The organism is Polynucleobacter asymbioticus (assembly GCF_018687575.1).
In the GTDB taxonomy this organism is placed as follows: Bacteria; Pseudomonadota; Gammaproteobacteria; order Burkholderiales; family Burkholderiaceae; genus Polynucleobacter; species Polynucleobacter asymbioticus_C.
Genome location: NZ_CP061297.1, coordinates 159,842 through 178,450 on the forward strand (window position 1 = coordinate 159,842; position 18,609 = coordinate 178,450).

The 18,609-nt window shown below is 45.8% G+C and carries 19 protein-coding genes; 10 read left to right on the forward strand and 9 right to left on the reverse strand.

Going from position 1 to position 18,609, the window contains the following annotated elements; genetic code table 11:
• Positions 1 to 24: 24 nt before the first annotated feature.
• The 4 genes from secA to AOC19_RS00915 all read left to right on the forward strand — a co-directional run bounded on the left by secA (position 25) and on the right by AOC19_RS00915 (position 5,398).
• Entirely contained in the window at positions 25 to 2,790 is a 2,766-nt protein-coding gene (gene secA, locus AOC19_RS00900) for a preprotein translocase subunit SecA (protein ID WP_215376666.1), read from the forward strand.
• 70 nt (positions 2,791 to 2,860) lie between these two features.
• Complete coding sequence (gene argJ / locus AOC19_RS00905) at positions 2,861 to 4,096, forward strand: bifunctional glutamate N-acetyltransferase/amino-acid acetyltransferase ArgJ (protein ID WP_215376668.1); 1,236 nt, start codon at positions 2,861 to 2,863, stop codon at positions 4,094 to 4,096.
• Positions 4,097 to 4,107: 11 nt separating this feature from the next.
• Complete coding sequence (locus AOC19_RS00910) at positions 4,108 to 4,968, forward strand: ATP-binding protein (protein WP_215376671.1); 861 nt, start codon at positions 4,108 to 4,110, stop codon at positions 4,966 to 4,968.
• A gap of 13 nt (positions 4,969 to 4,981) precedes the next feature.
• On the forward strand, positions 4,982 to 5,398 hold the full coding sequence (locus tag AOC19_RS00915; RefSeq protein ID WP_215376674.1) for an NUDIX domain-containing protein: 417 nt from the start codon (positions 4,982 to 4,984) through the stop codon (positions 5,396 to 5,398).
• Here AOC19_RS00915 and zapD read toward each other — a convergent pair.
• The 6 genes from zapD to AOC19_RS00945 are packed head-to-tail and all read right to left on the reverse strand — an operon-like array spanning position 5,395 to position 10,720.
• The gene (gene zapD / locus AOC19_RS00920; RefSeq protein WP_215376677.1) at positions 5,395 to 6,147 is read right to left on the reverse strand and encodes a cell division protein ZapD; all 753 of its coding nucleotides are present in this window, start codon (positions 6,145 to 6,147) and stop codon (positions 5,395 to 5,397) included. The two genes, AOC19_RS00915 and zapD, sit on opposite strands and share 4 nt — an antisense overlap.
• Positions 6,148 to 6,182: 35 nt before the next feature.
• Positions 6,183 to 6,845, reverse strand: coding sequence for a dephospho-CoA kinase (gene coaE, locus AOC19_RS00925; RefSeq protein WP_435367676.1), 663 nt, complete (start codon positions 6,843 to 6,845; stop codon positions 6,183 to 6,185).
• Positions 6,800 to 7,258 carry a prepilin peptidase gene (locus AOC19_RS00930; protein WP_215376679.1) on the reverse strand — a complete coding sequence of 153 codons (459 nt, stop codon included), beginning with the start codon at positions 7,256 to 7,258 and terminating at the stop codon, positions 6,800 to 6,802. Before AOC19_RS00930 ends, coaE begins: the two co-directional genes overlap by 46 nt.
• 41 nt (positions 7,259 to 7,299) lie before the next feature.
• A complete protein-coding gene (locus AOC19_RS00935; protein ID WP_251368047.1) occupies positions 7,300 to 8,373 on the reverse strand; it encodes a type II secretion system F family protein in 1,074 nt (357 codons plus the stop codon).
• Positions 8,364 to 9,434 carry a GspE/PulE family protein gene (locus tag AOC19_RS00940; protein ID WP_215376682.1) on the reverse strand — a complete coding sequence of 357 codons (1,071 nt, stop codon included), beginning with the start codon at positions 9,432 to 9,434 and terminating at the stop codon, positions 8,364 to 8,366. Before AOC19_RS00940 ends, AOC19_RS00935 begins: the two co-directional genes overlap by 10 nt.
• A complete protein-coding gene (locus AOC19_RS00945; protein WP_215376683.1) occupies positions 9,431 to 10,720 on the reverse strand; it encodes an HlyC/CorC family transporter in 1,290 nt (429 codons plus the stop codon). The genes AOC19_RS00940 and AOC19_RS00945 overlap by 4 nt, the downstream gene beginning before the upstream one ends.
• Before the next feature lie 117 nt (positions 10,721 to 10,837).
• Here AOC19_RS00945 and AOC19_RS00950 point away from each other — a divergent pair, with 117 nt between their 5' ends.
• Positions 10,838 to 11,332 (forward strand): methylated-DNA--[protein]-cysteine S-methyltransferase, encoded by a 495-nt coding sequence (locus tag AOC19_RS00950; protein WP_215376686.1) that lies wholly within the window; start codon positions 10,838 to 10,840, stop codon positions 11,330 to 11,332.
• Here the strand turns inward: AOC19_RS00950 and AOC19_RS00955 are convergent.
• Entirely contained in the window at positions 11,329 to 12,318 is a 990-nt protein-coding gene (locus AOC19_RS00955) for a squalene/phytoene synthase family protein (protein WP_215376689.1), read from the reverse strand. The two genes, AOC19_RS00950 and AOC19_RS00955, sit on opposite strands and share 4 nt — an antisense overlap.
• A gap of 108 nt (positions 12,319 to 12,426) precedes the next feature.
• Between AOC19_RS00955 and AOC19_RS00960 the strand changes: the two genes are divergently transcribed.
• Positions 12,427 to 13,842: a sodium:solute symporter family protein gene (locus AOC19_RS00960; protein WP_215376692.1), complete on the forward strand. Its 1,416-nt coding sequence runs from the start codon at positions 12,427 to 12,429 to the stop codon at positions 13,840 to 13,842.
• 101 nt (positions 13,843 to 13,943) lie between these two features.
• The gene (locus tag AOC19_RS00965; protein WP_215376695.1) at positions 13,944 to 14,963 is read left to right on the forward strand and encodes a 2-dehydropantoate 2-reductase; all 1,020 of its coding nucleotides are present in this window, start codon (positions 13,944 to 13,946) and stop codon (positions 14,961 to 14,963) included.
• Positions 14,964 to 15,086: 123 nt separating this feature from the next.
• Here the strand turns inward: AOC19_RS00965 and AOC19_RS00970 are convergent, their stop codons facing one another.
• Positions 15,087 to 15,854: a fumarylacetoacetate hydrolase family protein gene (locus AOC19_RS00970; RefSeq protein WP_215376697.1), complete on the reverse strand. Its 768-nt coding sequence runs from the start codon at positions 15,852 to 15,854 to the stop codon at positions 15,087 to 15,089.
• Between the two features lie 56 nt (positions 15,855 to 15,910).
• Here AOC19_RS00970 and AOC19_RS00975 point away from each other — a divergent pair, with 56 nt between their 5' ends.
• The gene (locus AOC19_RS00975) at positions 15,911 to 16,846 is read left to right on the forward strand and encodes a glycine/sarcosine/betaine reductase selenoprotein B family protein (RefSeq protein WP_215376701.1); all 936 of its coding nucleotides are present in this window, start codon (positions 15,911 to 15,913) and stop codon (positions 16,844 to 16,846) included.
• Here AOC19_RS00975 and AOC19_RS00980 read toward each other — a convergent pair.
• Positions 16,843 to 17,847 carry a polyprenyl synthetase family protein gene (locus AOC19_RS00980; RefSeq protein ID WP_215376703.1) on the reverse strand — a complete coding sequence of 335 codons (1,005 nt, stop codon included), beginning with the start codon at positions 17,845 to 17,847 and terminating at the stop codon, positions 16,843 to 16,845. The two genes, AOC19_RS00975 and AOC19_RS00980, sit on opposite strands and share 4 nt — an antisense overlap.
• Positions 17,848 to 17,922: 75 nt before the next feature.
• Between AOC19_RS00980 and rplU the strand changes: the two genes are divergently transcribed.
• Entirely contained in the window at positions 17,923 to 18,234 is a 312-nt protein-coding gene (rplU, locus tag AOC19_RS00985) for a 50S ribosomal protein L21 (RefSeq protein ID WP_041484800.1), read from the forward strand.
• 33 nt (positions 18,235 to 18,267) lie between these two features.
• The gene (gene rpmA, locus AOC19_RS00990) at positions 18,268 to 18,528 is read left to right on the forward strand and encodes a 50S ribosomal protein L27 (RefSeq protein WP_215328605.1); all 261 of its coding nucleotides are present in this window, start codon (positions 18,268 to 18,270) and stop codon (positions 18,526 to 18,528) included.
• The last annotated feature ends 81 nt before the right edge of the window (positions 18,529 to 18,609 follow it).

Genomic DNA, 18,609 nt, shown 5'->3' on the forward strand with positions numbered 1-18,609 from the left:
GGTCTTAATTTACTTCAATATCCCATGGTAATCGGTCTTCTTAAAACCCTGGTCGGCAGTCGTAACGACCGCCTCTTAAAACAGTATCGCAAAGTAGTTGCAAAAGTTGGTGCTTTCGAGCCTGGCATGCAAGCTTTGGATGATGCTTCCCTGCAAGCGAAAACTGCTGAGTTCAAGTCGCGTTTGGCTGCTGGTGAGTCATTAGATGATATTGCTCCAGAGGCTTTTGCAGTAGTTCGTGAGGCGAGCACGCGAGTGATGAAGATGCGCCATTTTGATGCGCAGATGATGGGTGGCCTTGCATTACATCAAGGCAAGATTGCTGAAATGGGAACTGGTGAAGGTAAGACCTTAACCGCCACGCTTCCTGTGTATTTAAATGCCCTGACCGGTAAGGGTGTCCACGTTATTACGGTCAACGATTACTTAGCTCAGCGTGATGCTGAATGGATGTCAACGCTCTACAACTTCTTAGGTATGACGGTGGGCGTGAATCTATCGCAGATGGATCACACGACTAAGCAAGAAGCTTATGCGGCTGATATCACCTACGGTACCAATAATGAGTTTGGTTTTGACTATCTCCGTGACAACATGGTTCAAGACTTGGGTCAGCGTGTTCAACGTGGCCTAGCTTATGCGATTGTTGACGAGGTTGACTCTATTTTGATTGATGAGGCACGCACCCCATTGATCATTTCTGGTCAGGCGGAAGATCACACCGATTTGTATATCAAGATCAATGCATTGCCTGCTTACTTGGAGCGCCAAATTGGCGAAGAAAAAGCAGATGGCACTGGTGTTGAAAAGTCAGGCGATTACTGGGTAGATGAAAAGACGCAACAAGTCTACTTAACAGAGCGTGGCCACGATAAGGCTGAGACAGTTTTGGTTGAGCTTGGCGCCCTCAATGATGGCGACTCTTTATATGCTCCGCAAAATATTACTCTGATGCATCACGTGTATGCGGCATTACGTGCTCATACTTTGTATAACCGTGATCAACAGTATGTTGTTCAGAATGGTGAAGTCATTATTGTTGATGAGTTCACGGGTCGCTTAATGCAGGGTCGTCGCTGGTCTGATGGCTTGCATCAAGCTGTGGAAGCCAAAGAGGGTGTGCAGATTCAGAATGAGAATCAGACCTTGGCCACTATTACCTTCCAGAACTACTTCCGTATGTACGGTAAGTTGGCTGGTATGACTGGTACTGCTGATACTGAAGCATATGAGTTCAAGGAGATTTATAACCTTGAAACGGTAGTGATCCCACCAAATCGAATCAGTCAAAGAAAAGATCGTCAAGATCAAATCTATAAGACATCTCGTGAGCGTTACGATGCGGTTATCAAAGACATTGAGGATTGCTATCAGCGTGGCCAACCCGTACTAGTTGGTACAACTTCAATTGAGAACTCAGAATTAATTGCGGGCCTGTTAGACAAGCGTCAGTTAGCGCATCAGGTATTGAATGCAAAGCAGCATGCTCGCGAAGCAGAGATCATTGCTCAAGCTGGTAGACCAAAGATGATCACCATTGCTACCAATATGGCCGGTCGTGGAACAGACATTGTTTTAGGCGGTAACGTTGGCAAACAGTCTTCATTAATTGAAGCAGATGCTGGTTTATCTGATGTAGAAAAAGCTGCCAAGATTAAAACTTTGCAAGATGAATGGCAAAGCTTGCATGATCAAGTCTTAGCCTCCGGTGGTTTACATATTATTGGTACAGAGCGTCACGAAAGTCGCCGTATTGATAATCAGCTGCGTGGACGTGCTGGCCGCCAGGGTGATCCTGGTTCTTCCCGTTTTTATCTTTCTCTAGATGATTCACTCCTGCGTATTTTTGCTGGAGATCGTCTACGTGCTGTGATGGATCGTTTGAAGATGCCTGATGGCGAGCCGATTGAGGCGGGCATGGTGACCCGTTCTATTGAGTCTGCTCAGCGTAAGGTTGAAGGTCGTAACTTTGATATTCGTAAGCAACTCTTGGATTATGACGACGTTGCTAATGATCAGCGCAAAGAAACTTACCGTCTCAGAAATGAGGTTCTAGAAAGCGCTGATGTTGGCGATTTAATTGCGAATTTGCGTGAAGATGTCTTGCGTAGCATTTGCGCCCTATATATTCCTTTAGAGTCGATGGAAGAGCAATGGGATTTGCTTGGTCTAGAGAATGTATTAGCCAGCGATTGGGGTTTAACGGTTGACCTCAAAAATTGGGTTGAAAATGCTGAATCCATGGATGACGAGCAAATCGTTGATCGCGTTCTAGCGGCAGCAAAAGAAACTTACGATGCAAAAGTAGAGCTTTCTGGACGCGCGTCTTTTGCTGGATTTGAGCGCTCTGTTTTGCTTTACAGCTTAGATACCCATTGGCGCGAACATTTGGCCGCTTTGGATCATTTACGTCAAGGCATTCATTTGCGTGGCTATGCTCAGAAAGATCCAAAACAAGAATATCGTCGTGAAGCGTTTGAGTTATATGGTGAGCTGCTGAATGTCATTAAGAATGATGTTGTGAAAAGCATCATGACAGTACAAATTCGTAGCGCTAGTGAGTTAGATGAAGCTTCTGAGTCAATGAATGAAGATTTAGCGAAACTCTCAGGTGTGCAATATCAGCACGCTGATGCAGACCTTGAGGTAGCTGGTTCGACCGGCGACCGTGGTGCGGCAATTGAAATTGCACCTGCACCCATGCGCTCTGGCCCTAAAGTAGGCCGCAATGATCCTTGCACCTGCGGTAGTGGTAAGAAGTACAAGAACTGCTGCGGCGCATTAACTTAAATTGACTGGGATTTGAACAGAGCTGCCAGACTCGGCAGCTCTCTAATGCCTCATCTACAATTGTCAGATCATGACAGTTAATCTACCGCTCCCCCAAAAAGACCAACTCAAGCCTGTTCAAGGTTTTCAGATGGGCATCGCTGAAGCTGGAATTAAGAAAGCTAATCGCAAAGATTTATTGGTGATGACTTTGATGCCCGGCTCCCAGGTTGCCGGCGTTTTTACTTTAAACCGATTCTGCGCTGCGCCAGTTCAGGTTTGTAAGGAGCATTTAGCTCTGAATGGTGCCAAGGGTGAGATTCGTGCACTGGTAGTGAATACTGGTAATGCCAATGCAGGAACTGGTGAGCGAGGCATGCAAGATGCTTTAGTAACTTGTGCTGAGTTAGCAAAAGAACTCAAACTCAATCCAGAGCAAGTTTTGCCATTTTCAACTGGCGTGATTCTGGAGCCCCTGCCAATTGATAGATTAGTTTCTGGATTACCTAATGCAGTTGCAAACCTGGCTGAGGATCATTGGCTTGATGCTGCAGAGGCTATCATGACAACCGATACACAACCTAAAGCTGCATCTATTGCTGTAGATACCCCTTCCGGACTGGTGACTATCACCGGTATTTGTAAGGGCGCGGGCATGATTCATCCGAATATGGCGACCATGTTGGGATTCATTGCGACTGATGCTGGATTTGCACCAGGACTTCTTTCCTCTCTGACGCGTGAGATTGCTGATCTTTCGTTTAATGCTATTACGATCGATGGGGATACCTCAACGAATGACTCATTCATCATTATGGCAACCGGCCAGTCATCGGTAAAAATTCAATCAACTACCGATGCTAGTTATGGTTTGGTTCGAACTGCATTAATTGATCTTGCCCGTAAGCTCGCTCAAATGATCGTAAGAGATGGTGAGGGCGCTACTAAATTTATTACGATTGATGTGCAGGGTGGCAAGACAGAAGATGAGTGCCGCTTAGTAGCAGAGGCAATCGCCCACTCACCTTTAGTTAAAACCGCTTTCTTTGCCAGTGATCCCAATTTAGGGCGCATCCTGGCAGCGATTGGCTATGCTGGTATTGCTGACCTAGATGTCAATCAAGTGCAAATGTGGCTCGGAGATGTATGGGTTGCCAAAAATGGTGGCCGTCACCCGGATTACCAAGAGGCTGATGGTCAAAGGGTGATGAAGGCTTCAGAAATCACCATCAAGATTGATTTGGGGCGGGGGTCAGCGCAGCAGACGATGTGGACCTGTGACTTATCGCATGACTACGTTTCCATTAATGCTGATTATCGCTCATAGGAATTTGTGAAATGAATGAAAAACTAGAGCAGCTCTTAAGTCATCTTGAAACATTTTTACCTAAAGCCTTGACCGAAGAGCAGTGGAAATCTTCAACTGCTTTTAGATGGCGTCGTCGGGATAGTATCTTTGGAAGTATTGGATTTTTACAGCCCGTAAAACATGTTGCAGATATTACTTTTGAAGACCTAAAAAATATCGATCGTCAACGCGATGCAATTCGTGACAACACGAAGAACTTCATTCAAAAAAAGCCTGCTAATAATATTTTATTAACTGGCGCACGCGGTACAGGCAAGTCATCGCTCATTAAAGCAAGCTTGCATGAGTTTGCTAGCCAGGGATTGCGCTTAGTTGAAGTTGAAAAAGAGCACTTAGCTGACTTGGCTGATATCACTGATTTGTTAGCTGATCGTCCAGAGCGTTTTATTGTTTTTTGTGATGACCTCTCATTTGAGGATGGCGAATCTGGCTATAAAGCTATGAAGTCTGCTTTGGATGGCTCTGTATCAGCTCAAGTGGACAATATTTTGATTTACGCCACCTCCAATCGACGCCACCTCTTGCCTGAATATATGAAGGACAACGAGGGATATGTGCATGGTGATGATGGTGAAATTCATCCGGGCGAAGTGGTTGAGGAAAAAATTTCCCTCTCAGAGCGTTTTGGATTATGGCTTTCTTTCTATCCGCCAAAACAAGATGAGTATCTCGAAATTGTTGCTCACTGGTTGCGTCATTTTGGTTTGAGCGATGTACAGATTGAAGGTGCTAGAGCTGAGGCATTGGTTTGGGCTCTGGAACGTGGCTCACGTTCTGGTCGCGTGGCTTGGCAGTTTGCTAAGCACTGGGCGGGTTCACATACTGCTTAATTGTTAAAGACGCATGAGTGACTCTAATCGCCCCGTAACAGAAGTTGCTGCCGGCATTCTTCTCGATGCAGAAGGACGCTATCTTCTAGGTCAGCGCCCCGAGGGAAAGCCTTATGCCGGTTACTGGGAGGTGCCGGGAGGTAAGATTGAAGCCGGCGAATCAGTATTTGCCGCACTCAAGCGTGAATTACAGGAAGAGCTCGGAATTGATATTGAGTCCAGCGAAGAGTTGGTCGTCTTGGAGCATGACTATCCACATGCTTATGTCCGTTTGCATGTCAGCATTATTCGAAAATGGACTGGCACACCTAAAGGCTGCGAGAGTCAGGCGCTATCTTGGCAACTACTCGGAGATGCGCCCCCAACGGTTGAACCTTTATTGCCAGCTGCGTGGCCAATGCTTGAAAAGCTGAAGCTACTAAAGCCTTAGAGCTGGCAGAGGGTAAGCCTAAAAGGCACGTCCGCATTCATGATCTGCGGCTTTTTATCTTGATCAATCTTCAAGAAGCGAATGGAGAGTAGATATTTATTCGCACTGATTTCAGAAAAGAGGCTGTCATCTTCTACAGCAATCCGCATCAATTGATATACCTTGCCTGATGGCGCTTGTTGATAAGAGCCTTGATGTGCAACAACATCCTTAGCTTCGCCAGATTGACGAAGTAATCTCAAGAAAATTTGACAAGCTTCATGCCATGGCAAAAGCGGAGCAATGTATTTTTCTAACAACTCTCGGCGCTGAGTCGAAGAGGTATTTTTCCAAGCATGGTAGCTCGGTAAATCAATCGGGCTTGTTCCGCCTGGAATATTTAATCGAGTACGAATAGCATTGAGCCACTCACTCTCAGTAATTGCAGAATTTGGCTTCCCCATCGACTGATTAATGTTCAGTGCAGCTTTATCAATTTCAGAGAGAGTTTGTGTGAGCGCTGCTTGATCAACTTTTTGAGAAGACTTTAAACCATTCAATGCGTATTTTTGACGCTCGAATTCTTTGAGTAGTAATGATTTGATGTCACCTCGTGAACCAATATCACCGAGGTCAAATAACATCGCAATTGCATTGTGGTGAAGCTCGGGATCATCTGATCGAAGGAAGTGATTGAAGCGGGCGAACAAATACTCCAGCCGAAGCATGCTTCGAACTAATTCATTGAAGGGGTATTCGTAGACAATCACAAGCCTATATTCTATGACGAACTTAGGCGTTCTTATTAAATTTTGAGCAATTGTTGGTGCAGACTCAAAACCTTTGATTTGAGCTCATCCAGACTACCCTGATTTTCAATAACGGCGTTAGCTAGCTCTAAACGAGCCTTGCGGCTTGTTTGTGCTTTGAGAATATTCTCTACGTCTAGGCGGGTCATATTGTTGCGGTGCATCACTCTCTGAATTTGGGTATCTTCCGCACAATCCACGACCACGAGATAGTCGATGAGCTTTATCCAAGATCCAGACTCAATGAGTAAGGGGACTACAAAAACAAGGTAAGGCACTCCAGACTTAGCTAACCCAAAGGCTTGTTTGACGGTTTCTTGCTGAATCAAGGGGTGGGTTATTGTCTCCAAAGCTTGGCGAGCATTTGGGTCTGCAAAAACTATGCTCCGCATTTTGGCTCGATTCAGCGCACCTTCAGGGTTGATAAAGTCATCCCCAAATTCTTTAGCAATCAGCGGGATAGCATTTCCGCCAGGGGCGGTGATTTGATGAGAAATCAAATCGGTATCAATGATCCCGGCTCCAAGTCCAGCCAGTAAGTTGCTTACCGCAGTCTTGCCCGACCCAATGCCACCAGTTAAGCCAATCAAAGGAATTTCTCCCTTTAAGGCTTTTAGATCAGCTTGGGTAGGATCCAGGTTGGAATGAGTTGAGGCCATAACAGCTCAATGATGCCAGCAATAGCCAAAAAGGGTCCAAAAGGGAAGGCTTGTTGAAGCTGGTGCCCCCGCCATTGAAGCCAAATGATGCCGCCGACAATTCCTGTGGTGGAGGCAATGAGCAGGATGCTGGGGAGAGTGCCCCAGCCTAACCAGGCTCCCAAAGCTGCCAAGAGCTTGGCATCACCCATGCCAATGCCATTGCGGTTTTTAAGGAGGCGATAGCCGGTATTGAGCACCCAAATCGATGCATAGCCTAGGCATGCCCCGACGCATGCAGAACTTGGGCTGGTAAGTCGCAGATCTGAAGCTGCGTTAAAAGCAATCCCCAAAAAAATCAGCGGGAATGTAATTGCATTGGGTAAGCGAAACGTCCTCCAATCAATATAAGCTAAGTAAAGTAAAGCCAGCATCAAGAGAGATTTGATTATCCAGATGCTTGCTGCCTGATCCACTATACGATTTGTCCTAAATTAAAAATGGGTAGATATAAGATGATGACCAAGCTACCAATAATGGCGCCAACAAAAAGAATGAGTGCTGGCTCCAAACTTTGACTAAGTGTATTGAGTTTGCCACTCAACTGTGCTCCCAGTGAAGCGGCACGTTTATTAAGCATCTCAGCTAATGCGCCACTTTCGGCACCGATATTCAGTAGTAGCAATGTCTCCACATCAAGCAGTCGTGACTTAGGATCTGCCCTTTTGAGTGATTCCCCTAGTGGCCAGCCACGAGTGAGGTGTTTAAATATCTCAGCACTAAAGTCGTGACTCACCCAGTGATTTGAAGATTGCGCAGTGACTCTCAGGGCGTCTGGAAGTGGTAAGCCAGTTTCCAGTAAATGCCCTAAGGTTCGACACCAATGACTCAGTGTTGCCAGTCTAAAGAGATTGCCGAACAAGGGTGTTCGCAATAAGAGAGCGTCACAATATTTTTGAAGTGAGCTAGATTTGATCCAGGCGCATACAAAGCCTGCGGCTATTACGAGCGTGCCGAGTAATATTTCTAGAAAGTAAGCTTGGATGCCACTCGAGATGGAGATGAGAATTCTGGTTGGTACCGGTAGCTCAGCCTGAAAGTGACCGAAGACTTCTTTAAATACAGGCACAACCCAAATCATCATCACTAGCACTAATAGGAAGGAGGTGGCTAAAGTAACCATAGGATAAGTCAGTGACTGCTGCACTTTTCTTCTCAGTTCAATCCGGGCTTCTAATTGCTGTGAGATAGTGCGTAGTGCCAAGCTAAGATCACCCGTTCTTTCGCTAACTCTGATGAGGTTTGAAAACTCTGGCGAAAATTTACCGTCTAGTGAGCTCAAGCAAAAAGAAAAGCTATTGCCTTTCTGAAGCAGTGTATGAACGTCTGCTAACCAAGTCTGCCAGGACTTTGGTGCGGAATGAATTAATAGCTGTATGGCATTCAGTAAGGGAAGTCCAGCCTGAATGAGCGCCAACATTTGTTGGGCAAAATATAGCTGCTCAGACTGACTGAGTTTTTTGTTTAGTAGCATCGGGACTAATGCCATGTACCAAGTTCGGAATCTAGTGAGATCTGATCTATTAAACCGGACTTCAGTAACTGCATTCCTGCTGAATGGATATCGAGAGCTTCAATAGATTGAAATAACTGTTTGGCCCCCAAAACCTCATGGACACCAATGCGACCAAAATAGCCCGATCCCTTACAAAGATTGCAGGGTGACTTTTGTGGAATTGAATTGCACTGCTTGCAGCGCTTTTGAATTAATCTTTGAGAGCTGACACAGCGAAGGCAGGATTCAATTGATTCTTGATCTATACCGAGGCTTTTAAGTCTTGTTAAAGCACCAATGGCGTTACGAGTATGAAGCGTGCTGAGCACTAAGTGCCCGGTTTGCGCAGCCTGAATAGCAAGCTGTGCGCTGGCAGAGTCCCGTATTTCACCAATCATGATGACATCTGGATCTTGGCGCAGAAGAGCGCGAATAATGGTTGGAAAGTCCAAGCCTGCTTTTGGGTGGTAAGCCACTTGATTGACGCCAGGAAGTCGGATTTCAATAGGATCCTCAACAGAGCAAATATTCCGCTGTACTTGGTTCAGGGCGCTTAAGCAGCTATATAAGGTGCGCGTCTTCCCGCTTCCAGTAGGACCTGTTACCAGAATTAGTCCATTGGTTTGGCCAATAGCATCTCGGACTATTGCAAGTTGCTCTGGCAGTAAGCCAATCTGATCTAGTGCCAACTCCTCTAGGCGGCTAGGCAAGATACGAACCACAGCTTTCTCACCATGCAAGGTAGGCAGAATGGATACTCGGCAATCAATATTGGGATGACTAAAGTCATAGCCAATCACAAGGCGTCCATCTTGAGGTAAACGCTTTTCTGCAATATCAAGGCGCGCTAATATTTTGATGCGCGTAATTAATCGCTCATGTAAATCAATAGGGTATTGATTTTGTAGAGTGAGGCGACCATCTACTCTCGTGCGAACTATCGTTTCTTGAGATCTCGCCTCAATATGAATATCCGTTGCCCGATTATTTAATGCATCAACAGCGATCTCATGCCAGGTCCGGATAATGTGAGAGTCATGTAGTGACTTACTCAATCTTGATTGGTCTGAACAAGAGGTTGGTATAGCTTGACTGTTTTCACCCCGTGCTCATCAAACTGAACAATCTCCATCACTACGCCAGCAATCCGAATGCTGACATCGTAATCAGGAATCGCTTCAAGCTTTTCTAAGATCAGGCCATTTAGGGTGCGCGGTCCGTCGAGCGGGAGGTCTAAGTTCAGAAGTCGGTTCAAATCTCGCAATGATGCGCTACCGCTAGCAAGATATGTCCCATCGGCTAACCAATGAGGGTCATTGGACAGATTCGAGAATGAAGTGGTGAACTCGCCGATGAGTTCTTCAACAATGTCTTCAAAAGTGACCAGGCCAAGTACCTCGCCGTACTCGTTCACTACTAAACTCAAGCGCTGTTGGTTGTCCTGGAAAAATTGCATCTGCTGCAGAACAGGCGTCCCGCTGGGAATGAAGTAAGGCTCATTTAGCAAGGATCTGAAGTCTTCATGGTGAAGCTCTGCATTACCTAGCAATGAAAGTGCTTTTTTTACAGACAGAATACCCACGATGCGCTCAGAGTCGCCATCGCATACTGGCAACTTGTTGTGATAGCAAGTCTCCAGTTGCTCAATCACTTCATCAATTGGACGAGAAAGATCTAATACTTCAATCTTGGAGCGGGGCGTCATCACATCATCGACCAAGATATTTTCAAGATTAAAAAGGTTGAGCAGAATATTGCGATGATGGGCAGAAACAAAGCGATTCGATTCTAGAACTAGGCTACGCAATTCTTCTTTACTCATTACCCTAGCATCAGTTGAAGTTTGCAATCCAGAGACCTTCATCAAGCCCGATACAAAGCTATTAATGAACCACAGTAGGGGTTTAAGAATGAACGTGAGGGGAAGAATGAACCAACCCACATTGCTAGCAATTTTTTCTGGGAAGGCTGCGCCAATCACTTTCGGCGTGATCTCGCTAAAAATAATGATGAGCAGTGCAACAACTAATGTAGCAATTGACAATACCAGACCGCTATCGCCAAAAATATGTAAGGCGATGCCAGTAACTAAAATTGGGAGAATGGTGTTGATGAGATTGTTGGAGATCAGTAGCACTGAAAGCAGGGAATCAATCCGCTTTAATAATTTTTCAGCGAGTGCGGCTCCAGCATTGCCACCATGAGCCATTGCACGTAGGCGATGACGATTGGAGGACAGCATGCTGGTTTCGGCCATCGAAAAGAAGCCGGATAGTGCGAGTAAAAACAGGACTAATGCGACTTGGCCAATAAAGGGCCAATCATCAAAAAAAGTGTCCATCAGTGATGCCTACAAAGAATAAGGAATAACCAATATAGCAAAGTGCTACTTCACTAGCTATAGCTACAAGGAAATCCTGTGTGAATTTATTCCGCAATGTATGTCAGAATCTTCGGCATGACTATTTCTACATCTGCTGAGTATTGCGTGATACCCGCCCCTTTTGGGCGCCTAGGGGTGCAAACAGAGCTGGTAGATGGTAGCTTGATGATCTCAAAAATCGATTATCTGCCTCCAGGCGCCACATTAATCACTCCCAAAAATGCCTTGGCTAAAGCATTTTCAAAACAGTGTGCTCAGTATTTCAAAGATGCTGCATTCTTATTTGATGTTCCATTAAAGCCAGCTGGAACAGTTCATCAGCAAAAAGTCTGGAATGCCACCCTGGGTATTGGAGTTGGCAAGACAAGCACCTATGGTGAGATCGCACAGGAGATTAAAAGCGGACCCCGTGCAGTTGGGACTGCTTGTGGCGCCAATCCTTACCCTCTGGTCACCCCGTGCCATAGAGTGATCTCTGCACAAGGTCTTGGGGGATTTATGAAGGAAGATGCCCCGGGTTTCTATCGCCAGGTCAAAATTTGGCTCTTAAAGCATGAGGGTGTGCTTTAGGGAGTTTTTAAAGATAGTTGTCTGAGTTGACTAGATGCTACATAAAAGAATGATTTCATGAGAAGGCTATTGCTAGCCGCAATCTTTGTGAATGCATAAAAGATCCAAACGGTATTTCTGGATAGTTTCACTTCAGACTTATGACTAAACTCCCTTCTGGCGGCAATCTTCTCCAGCGTCATGACTGCGAGGCCGAAGGCAAGAAAGCAGAAGCGCCTCATGCCTTCTTCATTTTCCGGAATGAGCAAAATGTAGCGCATCGAGTCTTGTAGTTTTTCGTAGGCAATTTTAAGAAGTGCAACTTGGGACATGGCTGCTGGTTTCCAAGAAACTCCACGGGCATGATCTTCTGGTGAGTCCTTCAGAATATTGGTCATTTGTAGGGCCTGGCCAAAATCGATTGCAAGCTGCTCATGCCCTTTAATCTGCTTTGCAAATCCAGAAGAGTAGTTGCTAAAGATGGTTGTCAGTAGCTCTCCCACCACGCCAGCCACCGCATAGCAGTACTCCTCAAACTCTGCGAGGTCCTTTAATCCCTTCTGGGTTTGTCGGCCATGGAAGTGCGACATGCCGTTAGACATAATTGAAACGCAACGACTAATTGCTGCCTTGTCTGCATCGGGAAAGGATTGGAGAATACGCAGAACGGTTGGGGTGTGCGCAATTAAATCAAGCTCATCGACATTGGAGTAGTCTTTCAATGCTTCAAGGCAGGGACTTACAAATGCCTCTACCGGAATGTTACCCAGAACAGCCTCTAAAAATAATCTCGATAAATCCTGTTTCTCTGTTGGGCTCAGTTCAGCCGCATCTTCAATTGTGTCAACAATCCGACATAGTAAATAGGTATTGCCAACTACGACTTCAATCGCTGGAGGTAGTAGGGGGATGGTGAGTGCAAAAGTACGTGATACAGAACCCAAAATCGCCTTCTGATAGGCTAAATCGCTATTGGGGTTCTCTTTTGGGTGTATGGCGGAATTCACCCATGAATTATGTCAGACCAGCTCGCCCAATTTTTGCCCCGATTGATTAAATGACATAAGTAACAAGGCCATATAATTTGACCAAATTCCTGAAGGAGAGATTGGGCGATGTTGATTTGGTTTGTCATCATCTATTGGGTGGTATCTGTAGGTATTGGCCTGTGGGCTGCACTACGGGTCAAAAACACAGCTGACTTTGCTGCAGCAGGGCATAGCCTTCCTTTGCCTATCGTTACCGCTACAGTCTTTGCTACCTGGTTTGGGTCCGAGGCGGTCTTAGGTATCCCGGCCACCTTTCTAAAGGAGGGGCTTGGTGGGATTGTTTCTGATCCCTTTGGATCCTCTTTATGCCTGATCTTAGTTGGGCTCTTTTTTGCTCGTCATCTCTACAACCGCCGTATGCTCACCATCGGCGATTTCTTTCGGGAGAAATATGGCCGTACCGTAGAGGTTTTGGTAACACTCTGCATTGTGGTTTCCTATTTGGGGTGGGTTGCTGCGCAGATTAAAGCCTTAGGACTTGTTTTTAATGTTGTGTCTGAAGGCAGCATCACACAAACGGCCGGCATGTTAATTGGCGCTGGTAGCGTGCTGATTTATACACTTTTTGGCGGCATGTGGTCAGTGGCAATTACCGACTTCATCCAGATGATCATCATTGTGGTGGGCATGCTTTATATCGGCGGCGAGATAACATCTCAAACTGGCGGTGTTGGCGTAGTGTTTGAGCATGCAGCTGCTGCTGGTCAGTTTTCCAACTTCTGGCCAGAGATGAATCTCGCTTCTATCCTCGGCTTTACAGCCGCTTTATGCACGATGATGTTAGGTTCTATTCCGCAGCAAGATGTATTTCAGCGGATTACATCCTCTAAGAATGTGAATATTGCAGTGCAAGCCGCTTTGCTAGGTGGAGTGCTGTATTTCGTCTTCGCATTTGTTCCGCTCTATCTGGCTTACTCTGCAACCATCATTAGTCCAGATCTAGTGAAGCAGTACTTATATACAGATCCACAAATGATTTTGCCAAAGCTCATTTTGAATCACGCGCCACTGATTGCACAGGTAATGTTTTTTGGTGCCTTACTATCAGCTATCAAGAGTTGCGCCAGCGCTACATTGCTTGCGCCATCAGTTACTTTTGCGGAGAACATTGTGCGCGGCTTCTTTAAGCATTTATCCGATCAAGACTTGCTAAAAGTCATGCGCATTACCGTTCTCTGTTTTACAGCAGTAGTAACTTTTTTTGCTATTAACTCTAATTTATCGATTTTTAAGATGGTCGAGAACGCTTACAAAGTCACTTTGGTCGCAGCTTTTGTACCACTGGCTTTTGGGGTGTACTGGTCTAAGGCAAATTCCTTAGGTGGATTGTTATCCGTGGTTTGCGGACTTGTAGTCTGGATTAGCTGTGAAGTACTTGCCCCTGAGGCTATTCTCCCCCCTCAGTTAGCAGGTCTTTTAGCCAGCATCACCGGCATGCTTTTGGGTGGTTTAGTGCCCAGAGCTAGATTGATCGCAAGTTGACCCAAATTGCTTAAATATTAGGCACAATATTTTGTTGCACCGCAAAATATTCTCATCTAATATGACACTAATTCAAAATTTTTTATCTTTATGGAGTTCTTATGAAAATCTGTGTGATCGGTGGAGGGGGCGCTATTGGCGGTTACCTTGCTGTTATGTTGGCGCGCGCTGGCAATGACGTTACTGTAGTTGCGCGTGGCGCCACATTAGCCGCAATTAAAGAGCGTGGCCTTGCATTAATTATGGATGACCAGCCTGAGCCTCTAGTGGCGCAGGTAAAAGCAGTTGAAAAAATTCGCGATGCTGAAACTCCAGATGTGGTGATTTTGGCAGTAAAGGCGCACCAGGTTGAGCCGATCATCGAAGATCTTGCTGCCATCATGGGGCCAGAAACCATTTTGATTCCGATGCAAAACGGAATTCCTTGGTGGTACTTCCAGAAGTTGGGTGGCGACTATCAAGATCATTCAGTTGAAACGGTTGATGCTGGCGGTGTTGCTAAGAATGCAATCAATCCAAACAACATTATTGGTTGCGTAGTGTATCCAGCTACCTTTACTCAAGCACCTGGTGTGATTCGTCACGTTGAAGGTAATCGCTTCCCATTGGGTGAGCTGGATGGCAAGCAGACTGAACGTATTCAGAAGATGTCTGAGATGATGTCGTCGGCTGGATTTAAATCACCTATATTGGATGACATTCGTTCTGAGATTTGGCTCAAGTTGTGGGGCAATATGACATTTAATCCAATCAGCTCTTTGACTCATGGAACATTGGAAGGTATCTGCCAATATCCACTTACCAAAGAGTTGGCTCGCAACATGATGGCCGAAGCGCAAACTATTGCTGAGAAGTTGGGCGTCACTTTCCGTGTGGATATTGAGCGTCGTATTGCTGGCGCTGAAAAAGTGGGTAAACATAAAACATCCATGTTGCAAGACTTGGAGGCTGGTCGTAGCTTAGAGATTGATGCCTTGTTGGGATCCGTGATTGAGCTTGGCAAGATTACCGAAACACCAACGCCTTGCCTCAATACGGTTTTTGCATTAACAAAGTACCTTGATGAAAATGTCCAAGCCTCTAAAGGTAGCTTGGCTCTGCCATCAGTTTCTGGTTACTAAGAGTTTGCAGAAATATTGAGATTGAGTATCTAAAGTAATCGAGTAATAAAAAACCCTCACCACTGAACATGGTGAGGGTTTTTATTTTTGAGGTTTCGGATTTAGATCAACAGTCTTGATAGCTTATTCGAAGCGATTATCTAAGCGTCCAACCCCATCAATGATGATGCTGACATTGCTACCGGGTTTCATGGAGCCAACACCCACAGAGGTTCCGCAGGCGATGATATCCCCAGCTTGAAGTGGTACATCTTGAGAGATCAGGCTAACTAATTTTGCCGGTGGAAAAATCATGTCAGCGACGGGATAGTTTTGACGCTCTTGCTCATTCAAGATCGTTTTAATCGTGAGTTTGCTTGGATCTACATCGGTAGTGATGTAAGGGCCGAAGACGCCAAAGGTGTTGAAGCTCTTGGAGCGCGTCCACTGAGCATAGCCAGGATCACGATTCAAAATCTCAATGGCTGTGACATCGTTAATACAGGTATAGCCAAAAATGGCAGCAGCAGCTTGCGCCTCATCTACTTCATGGCAGGCTTTGCCGATGACGATGCCGAGTTCGCCTTCATAAACGACTTTTCCAGAGTAAGACTTTGGAGTGCGAATAACTTGATTGGCTGCTAAGAAAGAATTATTACCTTTCAAGAAATATAAGGGTTCTGCTGGCACAGCATGCTCGAGTTTGGTAACCAGCGCATGAAAGTTATCTACCATCGCAACCATTTTGGATGGAGTGCATGGGATATCGATAGTGACATCGGATAGCTTTAGGCTCTCGCCAGTAGCTTGGGGATGATTAAATAAATCACCGGTATACACGGCGATCTGATCGCCTTGAACTTGTCCTAAGCCGGATTTGCCTTGATGTTGAAATCTGAGCCATTGAGCCATAATGAATTCTCCTGATAGTTAATATTTGATAAGCAATATCTTACAGGGATGGATTAATGACCAAGAATTCTGAATTGCAATTTGCGCCTGAATTGGACCAGCCAGTTCGCTACATTGAGCGAACCCGTAACTACTATCTAGGCTTGGGATATGAGACACCCTATGTTTGGGCGCATTACATTGATGTACCTTTTATCCAACCCCAAAAGCCCCTCAATCAGTCGATCCTGGGTTTAGTCACTACGGCGGTACCCTTTGATACCAGCAAAGGTCCTCAAGGACCAGGCGCTCCTTATAACGCTGCAGCTAAGTTTTACGATCCCTATGCTCGCTCGATTGATGTGGATGCAGACTTGCGTATTGCGCATGTTGGTATTGATAGGCGTAACGCTAATATGCAGGACAGTAATTGTTGGTTCCCATTAGACGCGGCAAAACGGGCTGTTCAAAAGGGGCGTATTCAATCCCTATCTAAGCACTTTTACGGACTACCAACCAATCGTAGTCAACGCCATACTCTGGAGATTGACGCACCCCTCATTTTAGAAAAGCTACGTGAGGATTATGTTGATGTGGCTGTGCTAATTCCGAATTGCCCCATTTGCCATCAAAGTCAAAGTTTATTGGCGCGGTATTTAGAGGCTGCTGGTATTCCTACAGTCATCATGGGTGCAGCGAAAGACATTGTGGAATATTGTGGCGCCCCCCGTTTGCTCTTTAGCGACTTTCCGCTAGGCAACGCGGCTGCACTCCCCAATAATTTGCAATCGCAAGACTCCAATTTTGAATTGGCTCTGCGTTTGCTTGAGGGTGCACCCGGACCGCGCACAACGGTGCAGTCGCCTTTAGTGTGGGCTTCAGACTCTGCTTGGAAATTAGACTATTCCAATTTAGAAAAGCTTAGCGCACAAGAGATCGAACGCCTGCGTGATGAGGCTGAGAAAGCGCGCATTACTGCGCGCGATATCAGAGTAAAAAGTGTTGGCGCTTAAGTTTGCCGAGACAAAGAGTATTTGCACAAGGCATGTAGAGCTGTTGTCGCCTCATTTTGAGGAAAGTCTTTGAGGCATTCGAGGGCGAGATCAACCTCTCGTTTTGCAGCGGCTTGGGTGTAATCCAAGGCGCCAGAATTTTGGACTGCATTCAGAATCTGTTGAAAGACATCATCGGGCAAATCTTGATTTTGTTCGATTGCTGCACGAACTAATAGGCGTTCTTCTGTGCTGCCATTTTCAAGAAGATAAATGAGTGGCAGCGTCGGCTTTCCTTCCCTCAAATCATCACCGGCATTTTTTCCCATTTGGGATGCATCAGCGGTGTAATCCAAAAGGTCATCCATTAACTGGAAGGCGGTACCAATATGGCGTCCAAAAGCGGCAGATTGTTCTCGTTGCTTGGCATCAGTGCCAGCCAAAATTGCCCCAAGCTCGGTAGATGCTTCAAATAACTTGGCGGTTTTATAGCGAATCACCCGCAAATAGCTCTCTTCGTCTACTTCAGGGTCGTTCATGTTGAGGAGTTGCAAAACCTCCCCCTCGGCAATCGTATTGGTTGCATCAGACAGGATTTCCATTACCCGCAGATCATTGGGGCCCACCATCATCTGAAAGGCCCTGGAATACAGAAAATCGCCTACCAGCACACTTGCAGCATTGCCAAAAGCGGCATTCGCAGTCTCGCGACCCCTTCTCAGAGTGGATTCATCGACAACATCGTCATGGAGTAGGGTGGCTGTGTGGATAAATTCCACCACGGCTGCCAGCTCTAGGGCATGAGGGGTTTCTCTACCATTAGCTAAAGCCTTGCTAACTAGTAGCAAAAGGGCTGGTCGAACCCGTTTTCCACCTGCTTGGATGATGTAAGTCGAGATTTGGTCAATTAAAGCCACTTTCGAGGCTAAGCGTAGGCGAATAACCTCATCTAAGGCCTTGAAATCTAAGGCAATTGGGGCCAAAATTTGGCTTAATTCATTGATTTTGACAGTGCTCGTCATGCAAGATATAATAATCGGCTTAGCTCATCCAGGGTGGATTAGCTTAAATGTAGATATTAATTGAGGTTTCAAACCATGTACGCGGTCATAAAAACCGGTGGCAAACAGTATAAAGTTGCTGCAGGCGAAAAATTGAAAATAGAACAGATACCAGCGGAAATCGGCAGCGAAATCACTCTTGACCAAGTCTTAGCCGTAGGCGAAGGCGCTTCACTCAAATTGGGTGATCCATTGGTTAATGGTGCAGCTGTGATGGCCACTGTCGTCTCCCAGGGACGTCACGATAAAGTGACAATCTTTAAGATGCGCCGTCGCAAGCATTATCAAAAGCACCAAGGCCATCGTCAGAATTACACAGAAATTCTGATTAACACGATTAAAGCCTAATTTAGGCTAACGGCTAAATAGCAGGAGAAAGATATGGCACAGAAAAAAGGCGGCGGCTCGACACGAAATGGCCGCGACTCAGAATCGAAACGCTTAGGCGTTAAAGTTTTTGGCGGCGAGCAAATCAACGCTGGCAGCATCATCATTCGTCAACGTGGTACACGAGTACATCCGGGTATGAACGTTGGTATTGGTAAAGATCACACTTTGTTTGCCTTAATTGACGGACAAGTGGAATTTGGCGTTAAGGGTGCTTTGAAGAAGGCCCAGGTTTCAGTTCTCCCGCGTTCATAAGACGCCTGACTGAGACACGTTTGATTCAGATTTATTCCGAATTTAACTCTTAGGAACAGGCCTCGCTAAGCGAGGCTTTTT

Excerpts from the sequence above, each read along its gene's own strand:
- AOC19_RS00960 (WP_215376692.1), top strand. The coding sequence starts at position 12,427 with ATGTTGATTTGGTTTGTCATCATCTATTGGGTGGTATCTGTAGGTATT.
- AOC19_RS00950 (WP_215376686.1), top strand. The coding sequence starts at position 10,838 with ATGACTATTTCTACATCTGCTGAGTATTGCGTGATACCCGCCCCTTTT.
- coaE (WP_435367676.1), bottom strand. The coding sequence starts at position 6,845 with ATGGCCTCAACTCATTCCAACCTGGATCCTACCCAAGCTGATCTAAAA.
- AOC19_RS00945 (WP_215376683.1), bottom strand. The coding sequence starts at position 10,720 with ATGGACACTTTTTTTGATGATTGGCCCTTTATTGGCCAAGTCGCATTA.
- secA (WP_215376666.1), top strand. The coding sequence starts at position 25 with ATGGTAATCGGTCTTCTTAAAACCCTGGTCGGCAGTCGTAACGACCGC.
- AOC19_RS00970 (WP_215376697.1), bottom strand. The coding sequence starts at position 15,854 with ATGGCTCAATGGCTCAGATTTCAACATCAAGGCAAATCCGGCTTAGGA.
- argJ (WP_215376668.1), top strand. The coding sequence starts at position 2,861 with ATGACAGTTAATCTACCGCTCCCCCAAAAAGACCAACTCAAGCCTGTT.
- AOC19_RS00980 (WP_215376703.1), bottom strand. The coding sequence starts at position 17,847 with ATGACGAGCACTGTCAAAATCAATGAATTAAGCCAAATTTTGGCCCCA.
- AOC19_RS00910 (WP_215376671.1), top strand. The coding sequence starts at position 4,108 with ATGAATGAAAAACTAGAGCAGCTCTTAAGTCATCTTGAAACATTTTTA.
- AOC19_RS00965 (WP_215376695.1), top strand. The coding sequence starts at position 13,944 with ATGAAAATCTGTGTGATCGGTGGAGGGGGCGCTATTGGCGGTTACCTT.
- AOC19_RS00935 (WP_251368047.1), bottom strand. The coding sequence starts at position 8,373 with ATGGCATTAGTCCCGATGCTACTAAACAAAAAACTCAGTCAGTCTGAG.
- rplU (WP_041484800.1), top strand. The coding sequence starts at position 17,923 with ATGTACGCGGTCATAAAAACCGGTGGCAAACAGTATAAAGTTGCTGCA.
- AOC19_RS00930 (WP_215376679.1), bottom strand. The coding sequence starts at position 7,258 with ATGCTGGCTTTACTTTACTTAGCTTATATTGATTGGAGGACGTTTCGC.
- AOC19_RS00975 (WP_215376701.1), top strand. The coding sequence starts at position 15,911 with ATGACCAAGAATTCTGAATTGCAATTTGCGCCTGAATTGGACCAGCCA.
- rpmA (WP_215328605.1), top strand. The coding sequence starts at position 18,268 with ATGGCACAGAAAAAAGGCGGCGGCTCGACACGAAATGGCCGCGACTCA.
- AOC19_RS00915 (WP_215376674.1), top strand. The coding sequence starts at position 4,982 with ATGAGTGACTCTAATCGCCCCGTAACAGAAGTTGCTGCCGGCATTCTT.